Genomic DNA, 26,151 nt, shown 5'->3' with positions numbered 1-26,151 from the left:
CTTTTGCAGAAAGCGTTTCCATGTTAATTTGAGTGTGGCGCCGAAATGATGAAAAGCAATGAACCGGTAAGGACTAAGCTTACATTCGATAGGGGGAAATCAGGTTGAATCGTATATTGCGAACTACAGCCGGCATTACCGTATTAGCTTCGATGCTGTTCACGTCCGCGTGCGGCGGCGGCTCCGCAGGAGGAGACGGCCAAGCGGCAGGCGCGGGCGCCGGGGGAGCCGCCTCCACAGCCGATAAACCCGTCACGCTGCGCTTCGCTTGGTGGGGTACGGATGCCCGCCACAAGGCGACGCTTGCGGCGATCGATTTGTATATGAAGCAGCATCCGAATATAAAGATCGAGGCCGAATATATGGGCTTCGACGGCTATAACAAGAAGCTGGCGACGCAGTTCGCCGGCAATACGGCGCCTGACGTGTTCCAGTTCACGTATGAGTGGAGCGTGGACATGAACGAGTTCATGCTCGATTTGACGACCGTCAAGGATCAGATCGATATGACCAAGCTGCCGGAATCGGCCTTGAAGGATTTCGGAGCCTATAAAGGCAAACAAATCATGGTGCCGTCCGGTATGTTCGCCGCGACCAGCATCATCAACCAGGACTTCCTGCAGAAGTACGGCATTGCCTCCGACACGGTGTGGAGCTGGGACAAAATCATCGAGGAAGGCAAAAAAATTCACGACAAAGACAAGAGCGCTTATCTGCTGACGGCCGATATCGATGTGCTGAACAAGCTGATTTTGCAGCCGTATATTATGCAAAAGAGCGGTAAAGGCTGGGTCAACGACGATTTCACGCCGGGCTTTGACAAAGCGCAGCTGACGGAGGGCCTGACGTACTTGTCGAAGCTGTACAAGAGCGGCGCGATCGAGCCTTTCGGCGACAGCACGGCATTCGTCGGCAAGATGGAGCAGAACCCGAAATGGGTGAAGGGCGAAATCGGCATGCTGATCGATTACGTTCAGGCGCTCGACAAATATAAGCAGGCGGTTCCGAACGCCAAGATCGGCGTCGGTTCGTTCCCGGAAAATCCCGGAGCGGTGCAATCCGGCAACCCGGTCGTAGCCGGTACCGGCTTCGCGATATGGAAGGATTCCAAGAACAAAGAAGCCGCAGCGAAGTTCATCGAATTCCTTGTGAACGACAAGGAGGCGGCGCAGCTGCTGACGACCCAGCGCGGTATCCCGGCGTCGACGGTGGCCAGACAGGCGCTGCAGGATTCCGGCAAACTGAGCCCCGATATTGCCAAAGGACTTGATCTGGCGGTTGCGAAGAAGACGGTCGCTCCGAACGTGATCAGCACCAATGCGGAGCTGGCCCAGGTCGTCAAGGATTCGCTTCAGAAATTGATCTATGATCAGCTTACTCCGGATAAAGCGGCTGATGAGATTATGAAGGACTTCACGACAAAGCTGCAGGAACTCAAGAGCAAGTAGACGGAGTTACGAGCGATAGAGTGATGTTCCGTCCACCTGGGGCGGGGCCTCGCTCTTCCCGCACTTCGGCTGATTATCCCTACACGGAAAGGAACAGCTGACTTGAAAAGCATGAATAGGCGCAATGCCCTGTGGGGGCTGTTGTTCGTGTCTCCTTGGATCGTCGGATTTCTATGGTTCCAGTTCTATCCGTTGATCTTGTCGTTTTATTATTCGTTTACGGATTCGACGGTAGTAAAGCCGGGCAAATTCATTGGTTTCGGCAATTACGTGAAAATGATTAGCAGCGACAAAGACTTTCTGCCATCGATCAAGGTCACGATCTTATATTCGCTCATCTCCGTGCCTGTCAAACTGGCATTCGCACTGTTCATTGCGATCATACTCAATATGAAGAGCCGAGCCGTCAATTGGTACCGGACCGTCTACTATTTGCCCTCCATTCTCGGCGGGAGCGTGGCGATCTCCATCCTGTGGCGATTCCTGTTCATGAAGGAAGGGGTCATCAATCAAATGCTGTCCTACGTCCACCTGCCGCCGGTGAATTGGCTCGGCAGCCCGAAAGTTGCGCTGGGGACGATCAGCTTGCTTGTCGTGTGGCAGTTCGGTTCGTCGATGGTATTATTCCTGGCGGGCTTGAAGCAAATCCCCGGTGAGCTGTACGAGGCCGCCAGGGTGGACGGAGCGGGCAGGATGAGGATGCTGTGGACCATTACCGTGCCGCTGCTGACGCCGATCATTTTCTTCAACCTGGTCATGCAGACGATCAACGCGCTGCAGGAGTTCACCGCAGCCTTCGTCGTCACGAACGGCGGTCCGCTCAAATCGACTTATTTGCTAGGACTGAAAATTTACGACGAGGCTTTCCAAAATATGAAGATGGGCTACTCATCCGCGCTGTCCTGGTTTTTGTTTGCGATGATTTTGGTGCTGACCTTGTTTATTTTCCGCTCGGCCCGTTCCTGGGTTCATTATGAAGACGGGGGGAAGCCATAATGGACACAACGACATTGACATCCGTTCCGCCTTCCAAGAGAGCGCAAGCAAAGGCCAGGGCCGCTCTGACAAGAAGCGTCGTCAAGCATGGCGCGCTGATCCTGCTCGGCTGGCTTATGGTATATCCGCTCGTATGGCTGTTCCTCAGCTCCTTCAAGACGAACGCCGACTTGTTTAGCTCCGTCAGTCTGTGGCCTCAAGAATTCGTGTGGGATTCGTACGTGAAGGGATGGGAGGGAACCGGCCAGTATTCCTACACGAAGTTCTTCGCCAATACGTTTCTGCTGGTTGTGCCGACGGTTGTCCTGACCGTATTGTCCAGTGTGCTGGTCGCTTACGGATTTGCCCGGTTCCGGTTCCCGCTGCGGAATCTGATGTTCATTCTGATGATTTCGACGCTGATGCTGCCGCATACCGTCATCGTCATTCCGCGTTATTTGATATTCCGCAATATGGGCTGGCTGGACAGCTATTGGCCGTTTATCGTGCCGGCCGCTTTCGGCTGCTTCCCGTTTTTTATTTTCATGATGGTGCAGTTTGTGCGGGGGCTGCCAAGGGAGCTTGACGAATCGGCCGTGATGGACGGCTGCAGTCCTCCCGCCATCCTGTTCCGCGTATTGCTGCCGCTTTGCATGCCGGCGCTCATCTCGGCAGCCATCTTTCAATTCATCTGGACGTGGAACGATTTCTTCAATCCGCTCATCTTCATTAACAGCGTGAAGAAGTTTCCGCTTTCCCTGGCACTCAGGATGTCGATCGATTCAACAGGCGGCACGGTGCAGTGGAATCAGATTTTGGCCATGTCCGTCGCGGCCATCCTGCCGCCTGTGCTCGTATTTTTCTTCTCGCAGAAATACTTTGTTGAAGGAATTGCTACCACCGGCATCAAAGGATAAGATGGAGTCGAAAGGATGATGCCGATATGGATAGGAAGGCTTCAAAGCAACCGAACGTTATCGTTTTCTTTACCGATCAGCAGCGCTGGGATACGACCGGCGTTCATGGCAATCCGCTTGATCTGACGCCGAACTTCGACCGTATGGCGGCTTACGGCACGCATGCCGCTTACGCATTCACCTGCCAGCCCGTGTGCGGACCCGCACGCTCCTGCTTGCAGACCGGACGTTATGCGACCGCATCCGGCTGCTATACGAACGGCATACCGCTGCCGGACGATGCGTACACGGTGGCGCACGGGTTCCGTGATGCGGGCTACGACACTGCCTATATCGGGAAATGGCACTTGGCGGCGACGAGAACTTCGCCCGTGCCCGTCGAGAGAAGGGGAGGCTATGACTATTGGCTGGCGGCCGACTCGCTTGAGCATACGTCCGACGCCTACAAGACGGTCCTGTATAATAAGAACAACGAGCCTGTGGAACTGCCGGGATACCGGGTCGACGCCCTGACTGACGCAGCGATCCGTTATATCGATGAGCAGAGAAGCTCAGGTAAGCCGTTTTATTTATTCTTATCGTACTTGGAGCCGCACCATCAAAACCGGCGGGATGATTATCCGGCTCCGGACGTGTACCGCGGCCGCTACGTCTCGCGCTTCGTGCCTCCGGATCTGGCAGCGCTCGGAGGCAACGCGCATCAGAGCTTGGACGGCTATTACGGCATGGTGAAAAGGCTGGACGAAGCGCTCGGACGGCTGCAGGACGCTTTGAAGAGCATGGGCTTAACCGATGATACAATCATCGCCTTCACGTCCGATCACGCTTGCCACTTTAAGACGCGCAACAATGAGTATAAACGGTCCTGTCACGAGAGCTCGATCCGCGTGCCGCTGGCGTTCTGCGGACCGGGCTTCGATTCCGGCGGAACGCTGCGCGAATTGGTCAGCCTGATCGACCTGCCGCCGACATTGCTGGATGCAGCGGGCATTCCGGTCCCCGAGCAGATGCAGGGCAGATCGTTGATGCCGCTGATCGGCGGCGGGCGCCGTCCCGAATGGCCGCAAGACGTATTCGTACAGATCAGCGAATCCCAGGTCGGACGAGCGATTCGCACCCGCCGCTGGAAATACGGCGTAACGGCGCCGGACAAGGATCCGATCCGGGACGCGGGGGCAGCCGAATATGTGGAACAATACCTGTACGATCTGGAAGCCGATCCGTATGAGCTGACGAACCTGGCCGACAAGCAGTCCCACGAGGAGGTTCGCGTCCATCTTCGGCAGCGGCTGATCGCCCGCATGGTCGAAGCCGGCGAAGAGGCGCCGCTGATCCGCCCGCTGCCTGCAGCACCGTCCGGACAGCTGGCCGTAGAGCCGCATGAGATTGATGAATGACTCTGGGAAGCAGGCTGCTCAACTGTGGGCAGCCTCCTTCCGGTTTATTTATAATGATTGATGACGAACAGTTTTTATTTTCCGAATGAATCGTCTATCCATATAGGAAGCAATCAGCAATGCTGCTAAGCAGAGCAAAGCGGATATACCGACAGCTTCATAGGAAAACGGTTTGCCTTCTAGGTTTAGCCCGATCATCCGGTATTCCAAACGTTTCGCACCATATTTGGCGGTCAGGACATCTTCTTGTTTGGCTAAATCCTCAAGCGGAGCATCGAAGATAAATCTGTCGGCCGAGCCGCTGTGAATGAACTCGGGCACCGCGCCGGTTCCCTTTTCGTTCCACCGTTTGACATCCTCCGCAGCTAAAGACTCCGCCTCCACTCCCGGAACGAACAGCCGATCCAGCTTCGGCGCATTCGACAGCTGATATCGGGTGACAAGATTAAGGTGATGCTTCGTGACGATAGGCTGCTTGGCGTCGGAGACGGTGTATACCTTGGTTGTTCCGGAAGCGGCATAAGTATCGAAAATCGTAGTAAGCGCTCCGTCATCCATCCCGTTATACAGCAATACCCCTGCGCTTTTTTTGTTCCATTGGAATGCCTGGTTGAACGTAAATATCCATTCGGTTCGGTCCACATAATAGGGGTCAACCTTCGGATTCTTGACGAAATGATAGGAAGGGTAATTCATTTCTTTCGCTATTTTCTCCGCCATCGGTTCGCCTAATTGCCGGGAAATCACATAGAGGACGGCATCGATTCCGGAAGTAAGGGCCGCTGAAGAGACGATGTTCCCGTCTGCGACATAGCGCACATCCCGTCTCCATTGTGTTTCAGGATATTTGCCGATTTCATGATAATCAAAGCTTTTCCAGTCTGTAGTCGCTGCTTTGCCTTTTAATAACCCTGTATCGGCCAGATTCAACCCGCCAGCGCAAATGCTTAACAGCTTCGTATCCGAATGTTTTTGGATCCATTCCCGGACAGGCTTATATTTTGCTTCGTCAACCATAGGCATGGCTGGGATCACAATAAGGTCGGGGCTTTTTCCTAATAATCGATCCAGTTCGTCAAAAGCATAGTGCGGCATCAGATCCAAACCGCCGGACAGTGTTTTCATGTTTTTGTCCGGGGCAACTGCATATACGTTATAAGAATCAGTCATGGCGAACATTTCATAGGGAACCATAAAATCGAAAACTTCCGTGGTCGGATTGGATAATAGGACAGCTACCGTAGGTTTTTTCGGATCATGTTCAGGGACGCTCACATTATGTAAGGCAGGCATCGGCGTTTGCCGAGCGGGAATCCAGTATCCACGATTGGAGTGAATATACCCGAACGCACCGACCCCACCGAAAAGAATAACGAACGACATGACATAGACAACGACGCGTAATAATACCTTCATGCTGGATTCTCCTCCGACTCCAATTTTTGCTTTTCAAGCGCTGCAATGATGCTCCGTCTCATCGATAATCTCATCATAAGGCGGAACGCAGCTTTGCCGCGCGCAAATATCGGGTGCCGCCGCGCAATGATTTGCGTTCAACACGCACAGTTCAGGATGCAGCAAATTGATGATTATTTTAAGATGAGATATCACAGTATGAGAGCGATGAAATTGCGTCCCTTTGTGCCGTCGGGCAGTCGAGCTGCAAAAACAAAAAAACTGCCGCAGCAAGTGCGGGCAGTCTTTTTGCATTCCTATCAAACCGCCGACGTATCGGGTACAGCTGCGGCATTTCGGGTCTGAGCTCCCTCGGATGCGGCTCCGCTTCGCCGCTCCCAGATCGACTCAATGTCCTCCAGCGATTTCCCTTTCGTCTCCGGCACGGCACGCCATGAAAACAGGAACGTAAACAGCGACATGAAGCCGAACAGCCAGAACGTAACGGCCGGACCGGCGGACGAGAGCAATGGCGGGAACGACTGGGAGACGAGGTAATCGGCTACCCATAGAGCCGTCGAAGCGATTGCCGTCGCTTTGGCGCGGACGCGGTTCGGGAACATTTCCGAAAGCATAACCCAGACGACAGGTCCGAGCGAAATCGCAAAGGCCGCGACGTACAGCAAAATGAAGATCAATACGAGCGGACCCGAGGTATGGCCGGAATGAAACGCAATGCCGATGACCGCGAGACAGATCGTCATGGCCGCAGAGCCGACCAGAAGCAGCGCTTTCCGTCCGACCTTATCGATCAGCCATACCGCCAGGATGGTGAACAAGAAATTGATTAAGCCTACCAGAATCGTCTGCACCAGCGCGGCATTCGTACCGGCGCCCGTCTGTCTGAAAATTTCCGGAGCGTAATACATGACCGCATTAATTCCGGTTACTTGCTGGAGAACCGCCAAGACGACCCCCACCAGCAGCGCGATTCGCATGCGGGGAGCAAACAGCTGACGGAAGGACCCGCCGTCCTGGTTGAACGATTCCTTGATGTCCAATACTTCTTGCCGGGCCAGCTCTTCGCCGTGAATCTTCACCAGAATCGGCAGTGCTTCTGCGGCGCGGCCTTTCTTAATGAGCCATCTCGGGCTCTCCGGAACGAGGAGAAGGAGGATCAGGAACAGCAAGCCCGGAATGATGCCGACGCCGAACATCCAGCGCCAAGCCGAGGCGATATCCCAGGCATCGTCGCCGTAGCCGGCAATACCGGAGTTGACGAAATAAACAAGGAAAATCCCTGTGACCGTTGCGAACTGATTCAGCGCTACGAGACGGCCGCGGTAGCGGGCCGGCGAAATCTCGGCATTATAGAGCGGACACAAGGTTGAAGTAATGCCGATACCGATACCGCCGATCATCCGCGCAATGATGTAACCGCTGAAGGTTGCCGGAATGGCGGAACCGAGCGAGCCGATGATGAAGAGCGCCGCCGCGGCGAGCAGCACCTTCTTTCTTCCGAACCGGTCGCTTGCCGCCCCGGCAAACGCCGCGCCGGCAATACATCCGATGATCAAGCTGGAGACGGCCCAGCCGACCTCCAACTCGTTTAAGACGAACCGGGTTTTCATAAAACCGATGGCGCCGGATACGACAGCCGTATCGAAGCCGAACAGCAAGCCGCCAATCGCGGCGATCATGGAAACCAGCGTGACAAATGTCATGTTCGTCTGTCCGCTGCTGCTTTTATTCATTGGGGTAGCCATGCGTCACGTTCTCCTTCCGTAAACCGTGTTTTTCTCTAAATCGTTGATAAGTATAGCACCGGGCGGCCGAATACGGCCGAACATTCGTCTTCACTTCCGTGCGATCTTGCCGCATTTCATTCAGGTTCCCGCATCCTCTGGGGCTGCAGCGCCCGAAGCTAGCACAATATTCACTTGGCCAAAATAAAAAAGTCCATGTCCCCGGCAGGACATGGACGTTATTCCGAATGTTCGCGAACCCGGTATTCGGACGGGCTGACGCCGGTTACCTTCTTGAAGACGCGGCTGAAATAATTGGGGTCTTTATACCCGACTTCAAAGCACACTTCCTTCAGGCTCATGGAGGTGTTCATCAGCTGCTTCGCTTTCTCGATCCGCAGTCCGGTCAAATAGTCGATGAACGTTTCGCCGACCTGCTGCTTGAACACTTTGCTGAAATAGTGGGGGTGCAGATGAACGAAGCCCGCTACCTCCTCAAGGGACAGCTCCTCGGTATATCGTTCCTTGATATATTGCACCGCCTTGTCGAGAACGGTGACCGTCTGCTTTTCCCGCTCGTCCCGTATTCGCTCTAGAGCGGCCATCACATACGTTTGCCGGGCGCGGTCGTCGAAGCTGCCGTTCCTTTGGTCCGTTAACACAGGAAGGGGGCTTGTCCCGTTCCTGAGCTCGTCGAAGTAGCAGATCGTTCGGTCCGGCCCGTAGCAGGTTGATGCAAAGACCGCTTCAAAGTACGAGCGGCGAAGCCCTTCCGCCTCGCTATGGCTGGAGCCGACGCCGATAAAGGCCGTATTGTCCAGCTGTCTTTTCATCGTTCCCGCCAGCTTCTCCGCGTACCGCTTAAGTTCCTCTTGCCACTGCTCGCCGTTCATGCCGGACGGCTTTCTTACGAAGATAGCCGCGTGGCGGTCGAGGAACGGGCTGACGATGGACGGCAGCGGTCCGGTGCGGGCATAGCTTTTGATGCGGTCATAAATTTTTTGCTTGTTCAAGGCTTCTATAGCCTCCATGGACTCGGGAAAAGCGACCACGAGCGCACAGCCGTAATCCAACGGGAATTCCAGCCATTCCGACAGCTGATCGCGATCCGCTTCCCGGATTTGATCGGTCATCAGCATGAAGGCCAGCTCGTTCTCCGCGAGCGGGGACAGCTGGGAGAGGCGGTCCCGGAGCTCCAGCTCTTCGCGGCGCTTCCGCTTCTCCTGCTCCAGCTCGTCGATAAGCTGCTGCAAAGTGCTCACGATTTGCTCACGGCCCGCCGGCTTCACAATATACGCTTTGACTCCCAGGGATATCGCTTCTTGGGCATAGGCAAAATCATCATATGCCGACACGAGCACGAATTTCGCTTCCGGCAGCCGCTGTTTGATTTCGCGGATCGCCTCCAGCCCGTGAATGCCCGGCATTTGAATGTCCATAATAATGATGTGCGGACGGTGCTCGTCGGCAAGCTCGATCGCCATCCGGCCGCTTGAGGCGTGCAGCAGCCGGAAGGTGTCCGGCATCATATGGGTAATAATCCATTCCAGTCCTTCCCGTTCTAACCGCTCGTCATCGGCGATCATCAATCGGAACATAGTCTCCCAAGTCCTCCTTTCTCCAAGGTACCCGAATCGTGATTTTCGTTCCTTTTCCGGGTTCACTCTCTATCGTTACGGGCTGCGGGCATCCGTAGAAGAGCTCCATTCGTTTAAAAACATTGCGAGTACCGATGCCCGAAGACTCTTTCTTGGCCGACACTTCTTCCAGCCGCAGCAGCGATTGGCGGGTTTCCTCGTCCATGCCTTGTCCGTTATCCGTTATCGTAATCGTTACGTGCTCCGGCTCGCGGGCGATATCCAGACGAATGTGCGCATCTCTTTCCATCCCGGAGATACCGTGCACATAGGCATTCTCGACCAAAGGCTGTAAAGTAAGAGCGGGCATCGGGAGGCCGAGCGCAGACTCATCCGCGCTGATCTCGACATGAACCTGGTCGACGAATCGAGTCTGCTGGATGGCGATGTACGTCTGGACATGGTTCAGCTCGTCGCGCAAGGTGACCGGCTTATCCAGTTTTCTTAAATTGTAGCGGAACAGCCTCGACATCGAGACGATCAGATCGCTTGTCTTCAGCGCGCCTTCAAGAAGCGCCAGCTTGGACAGCACATTCAAGGAATTGAACAGGAAGTGGGGATTGATTTGGCTTTGCAGCGTTTTGAGCTCCAGCTCCTTGACCAGCTTGTCCTTCTCAAGCAGCTCCTTGTCTTTGTCGATGAAAGTCTTCAGATCGGAGAGCATATGCCGAAACGCTCTAGCTAATATGCCCAGTTCGTCTTTGCTTGTTCCGGATTCGGGCTCCACGTTCAAATTGCCTTTGGCGATCTGCGCGGCAACGCCGACCAGGTGAGAGACGGGAACGGTTACGCTTCGCGAGATCCACACCGCGAGCGCAAGGCCAAGCAGCGTGTTGACGACGAATACGGCCGCTGCCAGCCGGTCCATTCGATGCGCTTCGTGCTGAATAAGCTGGTACACCGGTTCGTATGAGGCCAGCTCCACATCGACGAGGTGCTGCTCCTGCTCCTGGATGAAGCCGCCGGTTCGTTCCGCATCCTCATAGCTCGCCAGCGCTTCCCGCTGCCGGCTGAGACCTGACGCCTGCACGGAGGCGTTACCCTGCTCCCGGATCGTTTCCATCATACGGACGTATTCCACAAGGGCCGGCCTTTGCCGGCTTCCGTCGTACAGCTCGGCCACCTTGGATTGCTGCTGTGATAAGGCTGCGAGCGCCGATTCGACTTGCCGGAGACGAGTCGTGTCCGGATTCACAAGATAGCTGTTCAGCGTTTCCAAGGTGCCTTCCACCGTATGAACGGTTTGGTTGTACAACAGCAGCCGGCTCATCATGACGTCGTAGCTTTCCCGAATTCCCTGGCCGCTTTGGAACAGGAAAAAGGAAACCGAATTGGACAGCAGCACGAGCAGGGGGATAAACAGCAGCAGCTTGGTGCGGATCGTCATTGGCCTGCCCCCTTCGCAGCCGAACAGCCGTTCATCACCGATACGGGAGTGAACAGCTGCTGCGGTACCGGATTGCCCAGGTAGTGCTCATTTAACAAGGTAACCGCCCGATAGCCCATCTCGACGGGCCGCTGCACGACAGCCGCGGTGATTTTGCACTCGCTGAGGCCGCTCAACGTTTCCTCCGTCGTGTCGAAAGCATAGATATGAAGCCCGTTCGGGCGGAGGCGCTCGGCGGCCTCCTTGATGCCCGGGCCATCCAGCGCGCTAAAGCCGACCATCTCGGTAATTCGCGGCTTCAGCTGAAGCAGCTCCTCCGCTTGCCCCGCCGCCTGCAGACGCGAAATATTGGACGACCTCACATGGGCGACCGTCAGGTTGGGAAATTGGGCCAAAGCCCGGCGCAAGCCCTGCAGGCGAAGCTGCTGGTTCGGAGCGCGCTCGCTGCCAATCAAGACCCCGATCGTTCCCGCACCGCCCGACGTCTTTACGACAAGCTCACCCATTTTCATCCCCGCTTCCATGTTGTCGGTCCCGACGTACGAGAGTCGGCTGCTATCCGGTTCGTCCGTATCTACAGCGATGACCGGAATTCCGGCTTGGACGGCTTTATCGATTAAGCTTCGGTAGCCTTCATCCCCCAGACCTTGCACCAGAACCCCGTCCGCTTTGGCGGCGATCGCCTTCTCCAGAAGCCTCATCTGCTCCTGCGGGTTGATCCGGTACGGGCCGGTATAATGAAGCTCCATGCCGAACCGGCTCGCGGCGTCGCGGGCTCCCTGCTCAATCGATTTCCAGTAAGGATTGTTGAGCTCTTGGGCGATCAGTACAATTTGCTTGCCGTTCGTCTGCTCCTTGGAGGGGGTGATCAGCGGCTTCACATAGCCTTGAATGCGCTGGGTAGTGAAGAAGAACAGCAGCAGCAGTATGGTAAATCCCCCGAACAGGATGACGACGGCGGCGCTCCAAATCCGATTCGACATGCGATGGCTCCTTTGAACGACGGAATATAACAGGTTCATTATACAAAATAGGCTCGAGGACACAAAGCAAAGGCAGCCCGTGATGCGTTCGCATCCCGGACTGCCTGATGCGTTCAAACCGCCCGCGCTTTCAGCAGCTTATGATGATATCGATAAGACCCGGCTATCACGGCAAACCCGATGATGAATACGAGCGCGTCGGGCTTCAACCCGGTAACCGCCAGCACCGAGAAGAACGCCCCCGCCAAATCGAAAGTCAAACCTGCATACGCCCATTCCTTCACCCGCGTAAAGCCGGGTACGACGATCGCAATGACGCCGAGCAGCTTGGCGGCGCCCAGGAACGGCGACAGGTAGGCGGGATAGCCGAGAGAGGCGAAGAGAGCGACGGAGTCAGGGTTGGACAGAAGATTCGGTATCGCTCCGACACCCATCAACAAGATCGTCAAGCCTGTAAAAATCCAATACCAGATCCGCAGCTTGCTCATGCCCGAACACCTCCCTGCATGCGCTCCAATATGATCGCCAGCCGTCCGAGCGTCGATGAGGCGCCTTCGATCGCCCCGTATTGCCGCACCGCGGTTTCCAGTTCCAAGGCGGAAATGAATTGCATGCGCATGGTAAGCTCTGTGTTATCGTCGATGTCGTCAAAAGTGACGGTGACGCGGAAGCGTTCCTCCACTTCAGGATCGCCGTGAGTGTAAAGCAGCAGCTGAGGCGGGTCGACGTCGATATAGCGGATGATGTTATCATAGTCCGTTCCGTCTGGGCCGTGCATGACATAGCGCCATACGCCGCCTGGCCTTACGTCGATGTCCTGAACGGTGAGAGTGAAGCCTTCCGGCCCCCACCAGTGGGGCAGATGCTTCGGGTCGGTCCAAGCTTCGTACACGAGTTCGCGGGGAGCGGGGAAGCTGCGTTGAACTGTCAATACACGTCCTTCAACATGGGTGAAAGTGTTGTTCATAGCCGGGCCTTGCATCATAACGAATTCCTCCTTACGGGTATTGGTTCATCTGTTACAAATATATCCTATGGGGAATATTCCTGTCAAGGTATATAATAAGCGATTTGATTATCAGCATTCACCATGCAAGAAATAATATAATAACTGCAATTTCGATAAAAACTACTACCAAATACCTAGTTCTCCGGGTATAATGTTGTTAAGAAATTGTTAATGGAACTATAACGACAAAGGCACACTGCATGAAAATGCAGGCCGCAAAGCTAGAGGGGCTTCCGGGAGTAAGTTCCCATGCCAGCCAGCTGCCGAATGTTTCTGTGCTCCCGCGGAAGGGGACCCGAAAATTCGGGTCCTCTTTGTCGTCTTTAGGACAACAGTTGAAAATGTGGAGGGAATTACAGGATGTCACAACAACACACACATGCACGCAGCACAACGTCCAAGCTTGTCTCTCTGTTCGCTCCGGGTGAAGCGGTTATGAATCGATTGAAATATGTCAATAAGTTTCTGATGATCGGCTTGCTGTTCGCGATTCCGCTGATCGTATTGTCTTATTTGCAATACTCCGATAGAGCGAGCGAAGTAAAGCATATCCAGGAAGAAACGACCGGTGTCGAATACGTGCAGAAGCTTAACGATTTCTACTATGCGGTCGATACGCGACGCGCATCGGTAAGTGCTGTCGTGTTGGGGGACAGCTCGCTGAAAGAAACCCTCGTTCAGGCTGAAGCGAAAGCCGACAGCGCGGCAGCTGCAATCGACAAGCTTGACGGCGAGATTGGGAAACAAATTCAAACAACCGACAAATGGAATGCGGTGAAGAAAAAATGGAGCGACCTGAAGGCCAAAGGTACGGCGCTGACGTCCCAAGAAAGCATCGATCAGCACGCATCGGTCATTACGGATACGCGTTCGTTGATGACGCATATTACCAACACGTCGGGCCTTGTGCTGGACGGAGAACTGGGCAGCTATTATTTGATGGATGCCTCCGTGAAACAGATGCCGCTGCTGCTGGACCGCGCGGGACGCGCCAGAGCGCTGGCCGTAGCATACGCGGCGGCGAAGACGCCGACGGCGGCGGAAATCCGTACGTTAACGACGCTTCTGGATCAGATCAAGACGACGCAGGAAACGATTAAGTCCGACCTGGATACGGCGGCTCAAGTACATAGCGATATCGGTGCCAAGCTGCAGGAAGCTTACACGGCGAATTCGGCGGAGCTTGATCATCTGATCGAGTACGTGAACAGTTAAGTTGTGACGGCGAATCCGATCAAAGCGATGCCGAAAGAGGTGTTTGACACGCTGAACAAGCCGGTCGAGCAGACCTTCAAGCATTTCGAGACGGAGCTTGAGCTGCTTCAGGAGATTCTGCATCGCCGAATCGACCAGGGCAACTCGACGATGTATCTGCTGATCGCCGTCGTGAGTCTGGTGCTGCTTGCCGTGACCTACTTGTTTATCTCGTTCTATTTATCGGTCAAACGCGCCGTACACACGCTGGAAGCTTCTGCGACCCAAATTGCGCAAGGCAACCTTTTATCCCGCGTCGAGCTGAAGACGAAGGACGAGCTGGCCGTCGTAGCCTCCTCGTTTAATTTGATGGCCGATACGTTCCGTTCGACGATATTAACCGGCAAGCAAGTGTCCGAGCAAGTGGCAGTATCCGCCGGGCTGCTGACGCGGAATGCCCATACTTCGGCTGCGGCCAGCACCCAAATCAGCGATGCGATCGGGGTAATGGCTGCCGGCGTAAGCGCACAATTTCAGGGGGCGCAGGAAGCAGCGGTGGCGATGGAGGAGATGGCTCAAGGCGTTCAGCGTATCGCCGAGAATGCTTCCACAGTCGCCGAAGCGGCCCAGGGCGCGGAGAGCCGGGCCCGCAGCGGGAATGCTTCGATTCAACAGGCGATCGGTCAAATGACGAAAATTCATGCGAGTGTCGGCGAGTCTGCTGCAGTCATTGAGCTGCTCAGCTCCCGCTCGGAAGAGATCGGCTCGATCAGCAGCGTAATTTCGGAGATCGCGGTACAGACGAACTTGCTCGCTCTGAACGCATCGATCGAAGCGGCGCGTGCCGGCGAGCATGGAGCGGGCTTCGCCGTCGTCGCTTCCGAAGTGAAGAAGCTGGCCGAGCAGACGAAGACGGCCGCGGGTCAAATTACCGGGCTGATCAACGATATTCAAGTCAAGACCGTCGGGGCCGCCGCGAAGATGCACACCGGTGTTCAAGAGGCCGAGCTGGGCAAGCGGGTCATCGAGGAGACAGGCGCTATTTTCCAGGAAATTGTTGCCGCCGTTCAGCAGGTCACCGAGCAGATTCAGGAGGTGTCGGCGGCTGCGGAGCAAATGTCCGCCGGTACGGAGCAGGTTACGGCTTCCATCAGCGAGATGGTCGGCATTTCCCGGGTGTCCGCGGACAACGCCGAACAGGTATCATCGTCGTCTCAGCAGCAGCTCGCCTCGATGCAGGAGATTGCCGCTTCCGCCGACGAACTCAGCAAAGTCGCGCAGGAGCTGCGCGAAGTGATTCATCAGTATACGGTGTAAACGGCCGATTTGTCCGCCAAGTGCCTTCTATAGAGGCTGCTTGGCGGTTTTCTTGTTAATTCGAGCGGTTTCATCAGGCTTCACGTCAGATTTACAATTTATTAAACCTGAATTAATCATCTGTTTACATGAGTCGACTACAATTATCGATATTCACATACATCTTATGTACAGCGAGGAAGCGATGAGATCACTTGGAGCCCTTAATGAACCGATCGATAGCGGTTGTTTAAGACTTTGAGCTCATACGCTTCTTTTTTTGTGCAGTCGAGGGAGGATGACCTATATAGCAAGACAAGGACCGAGGAGGCTGGGCGGTTTGCGGCATGCGGCTGCGGTACTGGCTATCCTTTGCATGATGCTGGCCGCCGGGGGAACGGCCTCCGCTCATTTCAGCTCGACGGGATATTCCGACTTGACGGTAGGGGAGAAGTCGCTGCAATACAAACTTTACCTGCTGGAGAAGGAATTATTGGAAGCCCTTCCAATCATTGATAGGAACGGAGACGGCAAGCTGTCCGAGCAAGAGCTGAAGGGAGCGGCTGAGCCGCTGAACGAGCTGGTTAACGATCGGCTGGTCGTGACCGGGAACGGGAAGGTGGCCGACGGAGAGCTGGCTGCTGCGATGCACGCCGAGAAGGCGAAGATGACGATGATCGAGCTGGACATTCGCTACGCTTTCAGTGTCCCTGTACAGCGCTACATGGTGCAGTACAACATGTACGACGGAACCAATGCGGATCATCGCAGCTTCGCGACGATTCGGATCGGCGAGCAGACGATCGTCCAAGTGATCAACAGCAGCAACAACATTATTCAAATCGAGGGCGTCAAAGGCGGCGCTGCAGCATCTTCAGGCACCGGAGCCGGAGCCGGACAAGCAGCCGAAGCGTCGTCCGGCCCGACGCCGGCCGCTGCTGCGGACGCTCCATGGACCGTGATCTTCCGCGAGTATGCAGTCATGGGCATGAAGCATATATGGTCGGGACCGGACCATATGCTCTTCGTTGTCGGTCTGCTGCTCGCCGCAGGCGCAATCGGGTGGCCTACCTTGAAGCTGGTGACGGCGTTTACAGTCGGGCACAGCATCACGCTGGTGCTGTCTGCGCTGAATCTGGCCTCGATGTCGCCCGTTCTCGTCGAGCCGCTCATTGCGCTGAGCATTATCTATATTGCCGTTGAGCGGTGGATCGTCAAGGAACCGGCAGGAAATCGCCAGCTTGGCGTAACGGCGGCATTCGGAATGGTGCATGGCTTCGGGTTTGCGGAAATTCTTCACGGGACGATGGCGGGCGGCATTGCGCTGCCGCTGTTCTCCTTCAATCTTGGCGTCGAGCTGGGGCAGATTGCCGTGCTGCTCGTTGCTATTCCGATCCTGCTCGGACTGCGCCGCATCACGATGCGTCCGGCGTGGACCTATGCAGCATCCGGAATCATCGGTGCGATGGGATTGTATTGGCTAGTCGAACGAGTGATTTTCTAACAGAGGGAGATGTGGCATGAGGAGTCGAACGAGCAACAAATGGATTTCTATCGTTACATTATGGTGCATGCTGTTCAGTGCAATTGTTCCAATCGGTACTACCGCTGCGGCGGATGCGGGCCAATCGGCGCCGGAGCTGTTCGTGACGGAGATTCACCCCGATGTCGTCGGAACGGACAGCTTCGAGTTTTTCGAGGTATACAACAATTCCAATCAGACGCTCCGTCTTAACGATTATACGTTCCTGTACCGGTATCCGAATCCGGCGACGACGCCGGACGTACCGTTCACGTTTGCCGACAACACGATGCTGGCGCCGCAGCAGGTGATGGTGTTTTGGTATAACAATGCTTCACCGAAAAACGATTTGGCGGCCTTCAACGCGAAATACGGCGTTAGCTTGACGGCCAGCCAGGTGACGGATGTGGCGGGCTTCAACGGGTTTTCCAATACGGCGGCCCGTGCTGTCGTCATCAAGAGTAAAGCCGGTGTTGAAATTGCCAAGTCCGGCTATGCAGCGACGGAAATCGCAGAGGGCTTGGGCGTTCATTTCAAGCTGCCTGCGAGCGGCGTCGACATGGCGAAGCATGCGATCAAGTCGGCTCCGACTCCGGGCTCGCTGGACCTTGCTCAGATACCGGCCGAACGTGTCATTTTACCGGACCCGCCGGCGAATGAGCCTCCGGTCATTGCCCATACGCCGGTGACGGAGGCGAGTGCCGGTACGGATCTGACGATCTCGGCGTCGATTACGGATGCAGAGGACTCCGTTAGTGCGAGTGTCTATTACAAGAAGACGTCGCAGTCAAGCTTTACGGCGCTGCCGATGAGCAGTGTAACCGGATCGACGTACTCGGCGCTCATCGCCAAGGAAGTGCTGACCGAGCCGGAGCTTCAGTACTACATTCAGGCTAAAGATGCCGCTCACACGGTAACGACCGATACGTATACGGTTGCGGTGAATGGGGCGACGTTTGATTTTACCAAGGTGCCTGCGATGCTGATTACGGAGCTTGTGCCCGATACGACGAATGTCGGATCCGGAGACGGTTATGAATTCGTCGAAATTTACAACAATACGACGAAGCCGATCGCACTGAGCGACTACCGGCTGCTGTACCGGTACACGAACAGCGATACGCCGGACGGCGTATGGGAGCTTCCGTCTCAAGCGGTTCTTGAGCCGATGAAGCCGCTCGTATTCTGGATCATGAACGGCAGTAATGCCGACTCAACTGCAGCGAGCTTTAATTCGATCTATGGAACGTCTCTTGTCGAGAACGTCAACCTGTTCCGCATTGACGGCGGGGGCGGCATGGCGAACGGCGGCAAACGCAAAATCGTGATCGCCTCCAAAGCCGGTAAAGAAATCGCCGAGGCGTATTATGACAACGATAATCAGACTGTAGCGAACAAGGGCATTTTCTACCGGTACCCGACGGACGGCTCGAATCAGATGGCGATGCAAGCCGGGGCGGGCACCATTGCGGCGACGCCGGGAACCGTCGAACCGGACTTGCTGCCGGCGCAGCCTGCCAAGCCGCTGAATAAGCTGCCGGTCATCGAGCATACGCCGGTGACTAAGGGCAGCATCGACAACGATCTGGTCGTCACGGCCCGTATTACCGATCCGGACAACGGCCCGGTAGCGGCAGCGGTTTATTATAAAGTTCCGAGTGCATCTTCGTTCCAGCCGGTCGTGATGACAGCCGGGCCGGACAACACGTATTCGGGGACGATTGCGAAGTCGGCGTTAACCGAGACGGAGCTTCAGTACTATGTCCAGGCGCAGGACGATCAGGATACGGTCAAGACGGCCGAGTACATCGTGCAGATTTCGACGGGGGCCGTCGACTTCTCCAAACTCCCGCCGCTGCTTATCACCGAGCTCGTTCCGGATTCGACGAATGTCGGCAGTGCGGACGGCTACGAGTTTATCGAGATTTACAACAATACAACCGAGACGATCAATCTGAAGGATTACAAGATCCAGTACCGGTACACCAGCTCGGGTCCCGATGCGGATGTCGTCTGGCCGACGGACCGCGAGGATATGCTGATCCCTTCCCGTCAGACGGCTGTATTCTGGATTATTAACGCGCAGAATACGGCGAAGACGGTGGCCGATTTTAACGCGTTGTATGGCACCAGCCTTGTCGAGAATGAGAACATCTTCAAAATGTACAGCGGCGGCATGGCCAACGGCGGCGACCGCGGCATCGTGATCGCTACGAATACCCGGAAAGAGCTGTCGGCCGCATACTATGACACGGATGCGGAGACGGTAGCGAACAAGGGCATTTTCTACAAATATGCGCCTACCGGCGACACGAAGATGATCAAGTATAGCGCCGGGCTCTTGGCCGCGACGCCGGGGCGGGTCGAGCCGCAGCAGGTGCCGATCGTTCCGGTCACGCTCCCGGCGGATTCGATCGAGCCGACGTTCAACAATTTGACCGACGTGACGGCGATCGACCAGTCGCAAAATCTGGAGATCATCGGCGAGGCGCTGGATGCGAACGGTGTGAAGTCGGTAGCGCTCTATTACAAGACGAATTTGCAAAGCGAGTATACGAAGCGATATTTGGCGGAAAGCTTTGCCGACACGTATTACCACTACAAAGTGTACGCGCCGGAGCTGATCGGGCGGGCGCATGTGGATTATTATTTTGTGATCAGCGACGGCAGGAATGAGCTTACAACCGAAACGTACCGCATCAACGTGACCGGAGGGCCGGACCGTTCGGAGCTGCGCCTGAATGTCGCGGATGGCGAGATTTTGTCCGGAACCCGCATTTTGAAAGGTACTTCGGAGCATGCGCCTGTGTCCGAGCTGCAGCTGTCCATTGACGGCAGCCAAACGACGGACGGCGTATATGCGGCGGTTGAGAAGGATGCGTATTTTGCCTTCGACGTGACCGGGGTGAACTACTACTTCAAGAATGGCGTCACGATGGGCGAGGAGATTTTGCAAATCTTCGACGATACGATTAACGATTACATTACGCTGACGGTGCCGATCCAGGTGGACCGTTTGAAGAGCGGCAGCAATGTGATCTCCATCCGGGCGGGAACGAAGGCGTCTCCTTTCGACAACCGCGAGGAGGAAAATAAAGACGATTTCGACATCAGAAACGTTCGTCTCGTTCTGTCAGACGGCACGGAGCTGTACGATGCCAGATATACCGACCGGGAAGCTGTGATCCGGATGGGGGACAGTGCAGGCAAGAACCCGTTCATCGACTTCAACTTTATGATCCCGGAAGAGAAGCTGGCTTCCAAGGCTTATGCATGGGATACGCGTTCGGCGGCTGACGGCGAACATACGGTATCGGTCAGCCATGCCGTACACGGAACGAAGACAGCCCGCATTCAGGTGGATAATACGGCCCCAGCCGTTGTGCCTTCGATTGAAGAAGGCAAGCTGTACCGCGGTGCCTTCACCATTGCTGCAGATGTGAGCGATGCGCTGGCAGGCGTGGAGAAAGTGGAAGCTTGGCTGGATGAGGACCCGATTACGCTGCCTTATGCGACGGCGTCGTCGAAGCTTGCGCCTGGATCGCATACACTGCGGATCAGCGCGGTAGACAAAGTCGGGAATGCGGCAAGCAAAGTAGTGCCGTTCCAAGTTCCGGATGAAAATCCGCTGAAGCCGGAGCTCGTCGCGCCGCTTGCCGGCCAAACGGGAGTGAGCACCTCTGCAGTGCTCACGGTCAAGGTGGCCGATCCGACCGGCGATAACTTGAATGTATCGTTCTACCAAGGGTTCACGCATGATGCGGCATCGGCGGGAAGCTCGTTCAGCGGCTACCGGAATGCCGTTGACGTCGAGCCTCCGAGAATGAAGGTGCCGGCCGGGGAAACGGCGTTTGCCGCTGAGGATTACGACAAGGTTCGTGCGGCGGACGGGAAGTACTTGATTGATGATGCGGTCACGCAATTCCCTTATCATCGCTTCCAGGTCAAGCTGGACGAGACGGTCAAGGCGACCGACGCCGTTGAGCTGAGCTGGAAGGGCAATTCGCTGGAAGGCCGTAAGGTGAGCATGTACGTATGGAGTCCGTCGCTGCAGCAGTGGAAGCCGGTCGACTCCCACGTAGCGGGTACGGAAGACTTCGAGCTGAGCGCCTGGATTCAAGCGGGTGACTATGCGGAAGGCCGCATGCTGCAGGTTATGGTACAGGACGAGCTGCCGGTCACGGAGGATAACTACGATTTTTCGTTCGTCTGGATGTCGGATACGCAGTATTATTCCGAGAGCTACCCGCACATTTACGAAAAGATTGTGAACTGGATTGCCGAGAATAAAGAAGCCAAGAAAATTAAATATGTGGCGCACACGGGCGACATTGTCGACGAGGCCGATAAGCCGATTCAGTGGGAGCGGGCCGACGCTGATATGAAGGTGCTGGAGAACGCCGGCATTCCTTACGGTGTACTGGCGGGCAACCACGACGTAGCGGGCAAGGCCGGCGCGTACGACCAGTATTGGAAGTATTTCGGGGAAGACCGGTTCAAGAATCAGCCGACTTGGGGCGGATCGATCGACAACAACCGCGGGCATTACGATTTGGTGTCGTCGGATGGCAATGATTTTATATTCATCTACATGGGCTGGGGGATCCGCGATTCCGATATCGAATGGATGAACAAGGTGCTCTCCGAGCATCCGGATCGGAAGGCCGTTCTGAACTTCCACGAGTTCTTGCTGGTGTCGGGCAACCGGGCGCCGATTGCGGATAAAATTTTCGAGGAAGTCGTGAAGCCGAACAAGAATGTGTTCGCCGTGCTGTCCGGTCACTATCACGATGCCGAGCTGTTGGTTGACGAGATGGATGACAACGGCGACGGCGTGAATGACCGTAAGGTGTATCAGATGCTGGCCGACTATCAGGGCGGACCGGAAGGCGGACAAGGTTACATTCGTCTGCTGCAATTCGATATTGCGAACAACAAAATGCATGTGAAGACATACTCGCCTTACTTGGACGATTACAACTTCTACGATCCGGCGGAGTCCCCGGGCAAGGACGAGTTCTCGCTGGATGTTGATCTGAAGCCGAAGACGAAGCGGGTCGCTACCGACTATATGGGCGTGAACGTGTATACCGATCAGCGTATCGGAGTCCAGGAGCACGTAGCTGCAGGCCAGCAAGCGTCGGTATCGTGGAACGGGCTGGGCACGCGTTCGACGTACGGCTGGTATACCGTTGCGGAGGACGTATACACGGGCAGAAGCATGTCGAGCATTTGGCAGTTTACGACGGGAGACGGCGGGACTTTGCCGGATGTGGCTGCGCCGGTATGGACGGACGGCAGCTTGACGGCATCGGAGGTCGGAACGAGCTCGCTGAGGCTGAACTGGACCGGAGCAACGGATAACGTCGGCGTGACGAAGTACAACGTGCTTCAAAATGGTGTCGTTATAGCTACGGTAACGGGTACGACGTATGAGGTGAGCGGGTTAAGCCCGAACACTATGTTCGCGTTCAAGGTTGTAGCCGGGGATGCGGCCGGCAACTGGTCGGCAAACGGGCCGGAGTTGACGGTGATAACCGCTGTCGTTGTAGAGTCGGATGTGGCTGCGCCGGTATGGACGGACGGCAGCTTGACGGCATTGGAGGTGGAAACGAGCTCGCTGAGGCTGAACTGGACCGGAGCAACGGATAACGTCGGCGTGACGAAGTACAACGTGCTTCAAAATGGTGTCGTTATAGCTACGGTAACGGGTACGACCTATGAGGTGATTGGGCTAAGCCCGAACACTATGTACGCTTTCAAGGTCGAAGCCGGAGATGCGGCCGGCAACTGGTCGGCGAACGGGCCGGAGTTGAAGATCTATACGAACCAGGAATATTCAGAGGGAGATCCGCAGCCGGAATCCGATCAGCCGCAAACACCACCGACGACCGGTAATAAACCAGCGCCAAATCCGAAGCCGAACGGAAACGGAACACCGGTGAAGGCAAACGAAACCAAAGAAGCGCTTCCGGACGGCAGTATCGTTACGAAGCTGGAAGTGAGTGCCGAAGCGTTGACGGAGGCACTGGCCGCAGCAGGACGGAACGGTCACATACTGGTCATTCAGAGCAATACAGCCGATGCGTCCAAAGTATTGGCGGCACTGCCGGCAGCGGCTCTGGTTAATGCGGTGCAGAAGGCCCCTGACACGATTGTGTCCATTCGGAGCGGCGGAGTCAGCTACAATCTCCCTCTGAACGCGCTGGATATACACTCGCTGGCAGGCTCGCTTGGGGCCGAGGCGCACGACATGCAGATCATCGTGCAGATGGAAAAGGTACAAGGCAGCGAAGCCCGAACAATCGGCGATAAGGCAAAACAATCCGGCCTGACGCTGCTCGGCACACCGGTTGAATTCAGCGTATCGGTCGAGGCGGGCGGCAAATCGCAGGAAGTGAAGGAGTTCGGCTCCATTTACGTATCCCGTACGATTGAAGTCGGCCAATCGGTAGACCCGGCGAGAACGACGGCTGTTCTATACGATCCGGCCACAGGAGAGATGTTCTTCGTACCGGCAACGTTCCAAGTCGTTGACGGCAAGACGATCGTGACGATGATGCGGAACGGCAACAGTATTTACACCGTCGCACAGACGGAGAAGACGTTTGCCGATGTAAGCCAGCATTGGGCTAAGTCGGATATTGAGCTGATGGCATCCAAGCTGATCTTGAAGGGCGTTAGCGGGCAAAGCTTTGCTCCGGATCAGGGAATTACCCGTGCGGAGTTCGCCGCTATGGTAACCCGCGCGCTCGGCTTGACCGAGAACGCAGGCGCGGCACGGTTCCAAGATGTAAACGGCAGCGATTGGTTTGCCGGCTCCGTCGGCGCGGCTGCCAATGCTGGGCTCGTACAAGGCTTCGAAGACGGCAGCTTCCGACCGGATACACGTATCACCCGGGAACAAATGGCCGTTATGATCTCGCGCGCGCTGGCATTTGCAGGAAAAGCGGAAAGCGGCGCGGACTTGAAGCTGCTTGAAGCCTTCAAGGACCGCAGTGCGATCAGCAGCTGGGCACAGTCGGCTGTCGCACAGGCTGTGCAGGCGAGCATCATCGAAGGTATGGAGGGCGGCCAATTCGTACCGTCCGAGCAAGCAACGCGCGCCCAAACGGCAGTCATGCTGAAGCGTATGCTGAAGGTTGCGCAGTTTATCAACGAATAAATTTGTACATGCTCCCGTTCTTGCAGCTCCAAGCTCCATGCTGCAGGAGCGGGAGTTTTTGTATGATTTCCTGTAAGCCCGTAATATGAAAAATCTAGACGGAAAACCTCCATCTAAATTCAGCTGGAATACCCGATTCTACCGATCTAAGCGGAAAAGCTCCATCTAAACTTCCCGATTTGAGCCGAATTCTTGTAAATCCGAAATATTATAGGGAGGTTTTCCGCTTATTTTTCCAAAACGGAGGAATTAGCCGAAATTATATGGAGAAAATCCGCTTACACTCTAGCCTGCAACTCGCCACCGCAAATGCACCCCCAACCGAACCCACACCCCCAACCGAACCCACACCCCCAACCGAACCCACACCCCCAACCGAACCCGCACCCCCAACCGAACCCACACCCCCAACCGAACCCACACCCCCAACCGAGCCCGCTACTGCCACCGCACCTCGTCACCGTCATAGGCAGCATCATCTTGCCATCACCTTGCAAGCACTCCCATGTGCAAATCTGACCTGCACCTCCCTACACTTACCTCTTCGTAACTAGATAAGCTATTTGTAACTCCTTACATCTTTTAGCAATAGATTTTATAATGGGGATGTTGCAATTAGCCTAATATCGATAGAGGAGGCAGTATCCCATGCAATATCGCAAACTTGGCAAAACCGGACTGAAGGTCAGCGAGATCAGTCTCGGCAGCTGGCTGACTTACGGCGGCTACGTCGAGCAGGACAACGCTGTGAAATCGATTCATAAAGCGTACGAGCTGGGCATCAATTTCTTCGATACGGCGAATGTGTACGAGCGCGGCGCGGCGGAGAAAGTCGTCGGAGAAGCGCTCAAGGAATATCCCCGCGAATCCTATGTACTGGCTACTAAAGTATTTTGGCCAATGGGTGACGGGCCCAACGACCGCGGCTTATCGCGCAAGCATGTAATGGAGCAGTGCCACGCCAGCCTCAAGCGCCTCGGCACCGATTATGTCGATATTTACTATTGCCACCGGTTCGACCCGGAAACGCCGATCGAGGAGACGCTGCGGACGATTGACGATCTTGTGCGCCAAGGCAAAATCCTATACGTAGGCGTAAGCGAGTGGACGGCCGTTCAGATGGCCGAGGCGCTGGCAGTTGCGGATAAGTACTTGCTCGACCGCATTGTCGTCAACCAGCCCGTGTACAATATGTTCAACCGTTATATCGAGAAGGACGTCATCCCGCTTGGCGAATCCAAAGGCATCGGACAAGTCGTGTTCTCTCCGCTCGCGCAGGGTCTGCTCAGCGGCAAATACAAATCGGCCTCCGATTTCCCGGAGGACAGCCGCGCGGCGAAGCTCGAAGGCATGCGCAAGGGCATTACTCCGGACAAAATCGAGAAGGTGACGAGTCTGGCCGCCATTGCAGGAGAACTGGACATTACGGTTGCTCAGCTAGCCCTTGCCTGGATTCTGCGTCAGCCGAATGTAGCGAGCGCGCTTGTCGGTGCAAGCCGTCCGGAGCAAGTGGAGGAGAACGCCAAAGCCTCCGGTATCGTGCTGCCGGCTGACGTGCTGGAGCGGATCGAGAGCATTTTAGGTTAATGTAAAATAACTTTGTCATGACGCCGGGTCATCCCCGGCGTTTTTATTTTGTGGATGCCCCCATTTAATCGCAAAAAAAGCTTCGGCGGTTAACGTTATTCCGGGGGACTTTGTTCACGATCAAGGGAATTCTGCAAGAATAATAAGTGGGCATACTGCGTTACGTGGAGGGGATACGATCGACCCCACTTTTCCCCAATTTAGTTAGAGTTGAATGAAAATTCACGCAGACCGTTCCCATTTCCCCTGATACGTTCGAGTTTTGAATTAAATCCACACCAATTGCTCCGACTTCCCTCTGACCGACAAGGATTGAAACATATTCCGCATGCATGTTCTCCTCACTTAAGATGTTGAGGTTTTCGACAGAATGTCAGACCGGCTGCTTGGCAGCAACCGACATTTTTCGTTCCGCCGGACAAAATTTATCAAAAATTAATATTGCACAAACGCTTACAAAACAATTTGAAACTACAATTTATACAGTTAAATCG

General features: G+C 55.3%; 16 protein-coding genes and 1 riboswitch. Of the genes, 9 read left to right on the top strand and 7 right to left on the bottom strand.

Annotated features, from left to right (window positions below; genetic code table 11):
• Positions 1 to 104 precede the first annotated feature (104 nt).
• From ACFFK0_RS16450 to ACFFK0_RS16435, 4 genes are all read left to right on the top strand, one after another.
• The gene (locus tag ACFFK0_RS16450) at positions 105 to 1,448 is read left to right on the top strand and encodes an extracellular solute-binding protein (protein WP_377471354.1); all 1,344 of its coding nucleotides are present in this window, start codon (positions 105 to 107) and stop codon (positions 1,446 to 1,448) included.
• A gap of 111 nt (positions 1,449 to 1,559) precedes the next feature.
• On the top strand, positions 1,560 to 2,444 hold the full coding sequence (locus ACFFK0_RS16445; RefSeq protein ID WP_377471372.1) for a carbohydrate ABC transporter permease: 885 nt from the start codon (positions 1,560 to 1,562) through the stop codon (positions 2,442 to 2,444).
• Positions 2,444 to 3,340, top strand: a complete 897-nt coding sequence (locus ACFFK0_RS16440) for a carbohydrate ABC transporter permease (RefSeq protein WP_377471353.1) — start codon at positions 2,444 to 2,446, stop codon at positions 3,338 to 3,340. The genes ACFFK0_RS16445 and ACFFK0_RS16440 overlap by 1 nt, the downstream gene beginning before the upstream one ends.
• 26 nt (positions 3,341 to 3,366) lie before the next feature.
• Positions 3,367 to 4,737, top strand: a complete 1,371-nt coding sequence (locus tag ACFFK0_RS16435) for a sulfatase family protein (RefSeq protein ID WP_377471352.1) — start codon at positions 3,367 to 3,369, stop codon at positions 4,735 to 4,737.
• Positions 4,738 to 4,785: 48 nt separating this feature from the next.
• On the opposite strand, the gene ACFFK0_RS16430 is transcribed toward ACFFK0_RS16435, so the two are convergent.
• The 7 genes from ACFFK0_RS16430 to ACFFK0_RS16400 all read right to left on the bottom strand — a co-directional run bounded on the left by ACFFK0_RS16430 (position 4,786) and on the right by ACFFK0_RS16400 (position 12,869).
• Positions 4,786 to 6,153 carry a DJ-1/PfpI family protein gene (locus ACFFK0_RS16430; RefSeq protein WP_377471351.1) on the bottom strand — a complete coding sequence of 456 codons (1,368 nt, stop codon included), beginning with the start codon at positions 6,151 to 6,153 and terminating at the stop codon, positions 4,786 to 4,788.
• Between the two features lie 299 nt (positions 6,154 to 6,452).
• Positions 6,453 to 7,898: a sugar porter family MFS transporter gene (locus ACFFK0_RS16425; protein WP_377471350.1), complete on the bottom strand. Its 1,446-nt coding sequence runs from the start codon at positions 7,896 to 7,898 to the stop codon at positions 6,453 to 6,455.
• 218 nt (positions 7,899 to 8,116) lie between these two features.
• Entirely contained in the window at positions 8,117 to 9,475 is a 1,359-nt protein-coding gene (locus ACFFK0_RS16420; protein WP_377471349.1) for an AraC family transcriptional regulator, read from the bottom strand.
• Positions 9,450 to 10,901: a sensor histidine kinase gene (locus tag ACFFK0_RS16415; protein WP_377471348.1), complete on the bottom strand. Its 1,452-nt coding sequence runs from the start codon at positions 10,899 to 10,901 to the stop codon at positions 9,450 to 9,452. The genes ACFFK0_RS16420 and ACFFK0_RS16415 overlap by 26 nt, the downstream gene beginning before the upstream one ends.
• Positions 10,898 to 11,884, bottom strand: coding sequence for a sugar-binding protein (locus ACFFK0_RS16410; protein ID WP_377471347.1), 987 nt, complete (start codon positions 11,882 to 11,884; stop codon positions 10,898 to 10,900). The genes ACFFK0_RS16415 and ACFFK0_RS16410 overlap by 4 nt, the downstream gene beginning before the upstream one ends.
• 113 nt (positions 11,885 to 11,997) lie before the next feature.
• The gene (locus ACFFK0_RS16405) at positions 11,998 to 12,372 is read right to left on the bottom strand and encodes a DoxX family protein (protein WP_377471346.1); all 375 of its coding nucleotides are present in this window, start codon (positions 12,370 to 12,372) and stop codon (positions 11,998 to 12,000) included.
• Entirely contained in the window at positions 12,369 to 12,869 is a 501-nt protein-coding gene (locus tag ACFFK0_RS16400) for an SRPBCC family protein (protein WP_377471344.1), read from the bottom strand. The genes ACFFK0_RS16405 and ACFFK0_RS16400 overlap by 4 nt, the downstream gene beginning before the upstream one ends.
• 204 nt (positions 12,870 to 13,073) lie before the next feature.
• Positions 13,074 to 13,161, top strand: a riboswitch (cyclic di-GMP riboswitch).
• A 92-nt stretch (positions 13,162 to 13,253) separates the two neighbouring features.
• Between ACFFK0_RS16400 and ACFFK0_RS16395 the strand changes: the two genes are divergently transcribed.
• The 5 genes from ACFFK0_RS16395 to ACFFK0_RS16375 all read left to right on the top strand — a co-directional run bounded on the left by ACFFK0_RS16395 (position 13,254) and on the right by ACFFK0_RS16375 (position 25,657).
• Positions 13,254 to 14,108, top strand: a complete 855-nt coding sequence (locus ACFFK0_RS16395; protein ID WP_377471343.1) for a hypothetical protein — start codon at positions 13,254 to 13,256, stop codon at positions 14,106 to 14,108.
• Positions 14,109 to 14,111: 3 nt separating this feature from the next.
• On the top strand, positions 14,112 to 15,404 hold the full coding sequence (locus tag ACFFK0_RS16390) for a methyl-accepting chemotaxis protein (RefSeq protein WP_377471342.1): 1,293 nt from the start codon (positions 14,112 to 14,114) through the stop codon (positions 15,402 to 15,404).
• 277 nt (positions 15,405 to 15,681) lie between these two features.
• Positions 15,682 to 16,887 carry a HupE/UreJ family protein gene (locus tag ACFFK0_RS16385; protein ID WP_377471341.1) on the top strand — a complete coding sequence of 402 codons (1,206 nt, stop codon included), beginning with the start codon at positions 15,682 to 15,684 and terminating at the stop codon, positions 16,885 to 16,887.
• A 16-nt stretch (positions 16,888 to 16,903) separates the two neighbouring features.
• Positions 16,904 to 24,070, top strand: coding sequence for an S-layer homology domain-containing protein (locus ACFFK0_RS16380; RefSeq protein WP_377471340.1), 7,167 nt, complete (start codon positions 16,904 to 16,906; stop codon positions 24,068 to 24,070).
• Between the two features lie 648 nt (positions 24,071 to 24,718).
• Positions 24,719 to 25,657, top strand: coding sequence for an aldo/keto reductase family protein (locus ACFFK0_RS16375; RefSeq protein ID WP_377471339.1), 939 nt, complete (start codon positions 24,719 to 24,721; stop codon positions 25,655 to 25,657).
• The last annotated feature ends 494 nt before the right edge of the window (positions 25,658 to 26,151 follow it).

Source organism: Paenibacillus chartarius, assembly GCF_042432825.1.
Taxonomy (GTDB): domain Bacteria; phylum Bacillota; class Bacilli; order Paenibacillales; family NBRC-103111; genus Gordoniibacillus; species Gordoniibacillus chartarius.
This window is presented reverse-complemented; position numbering and strand designations above follow the sequence as displayed.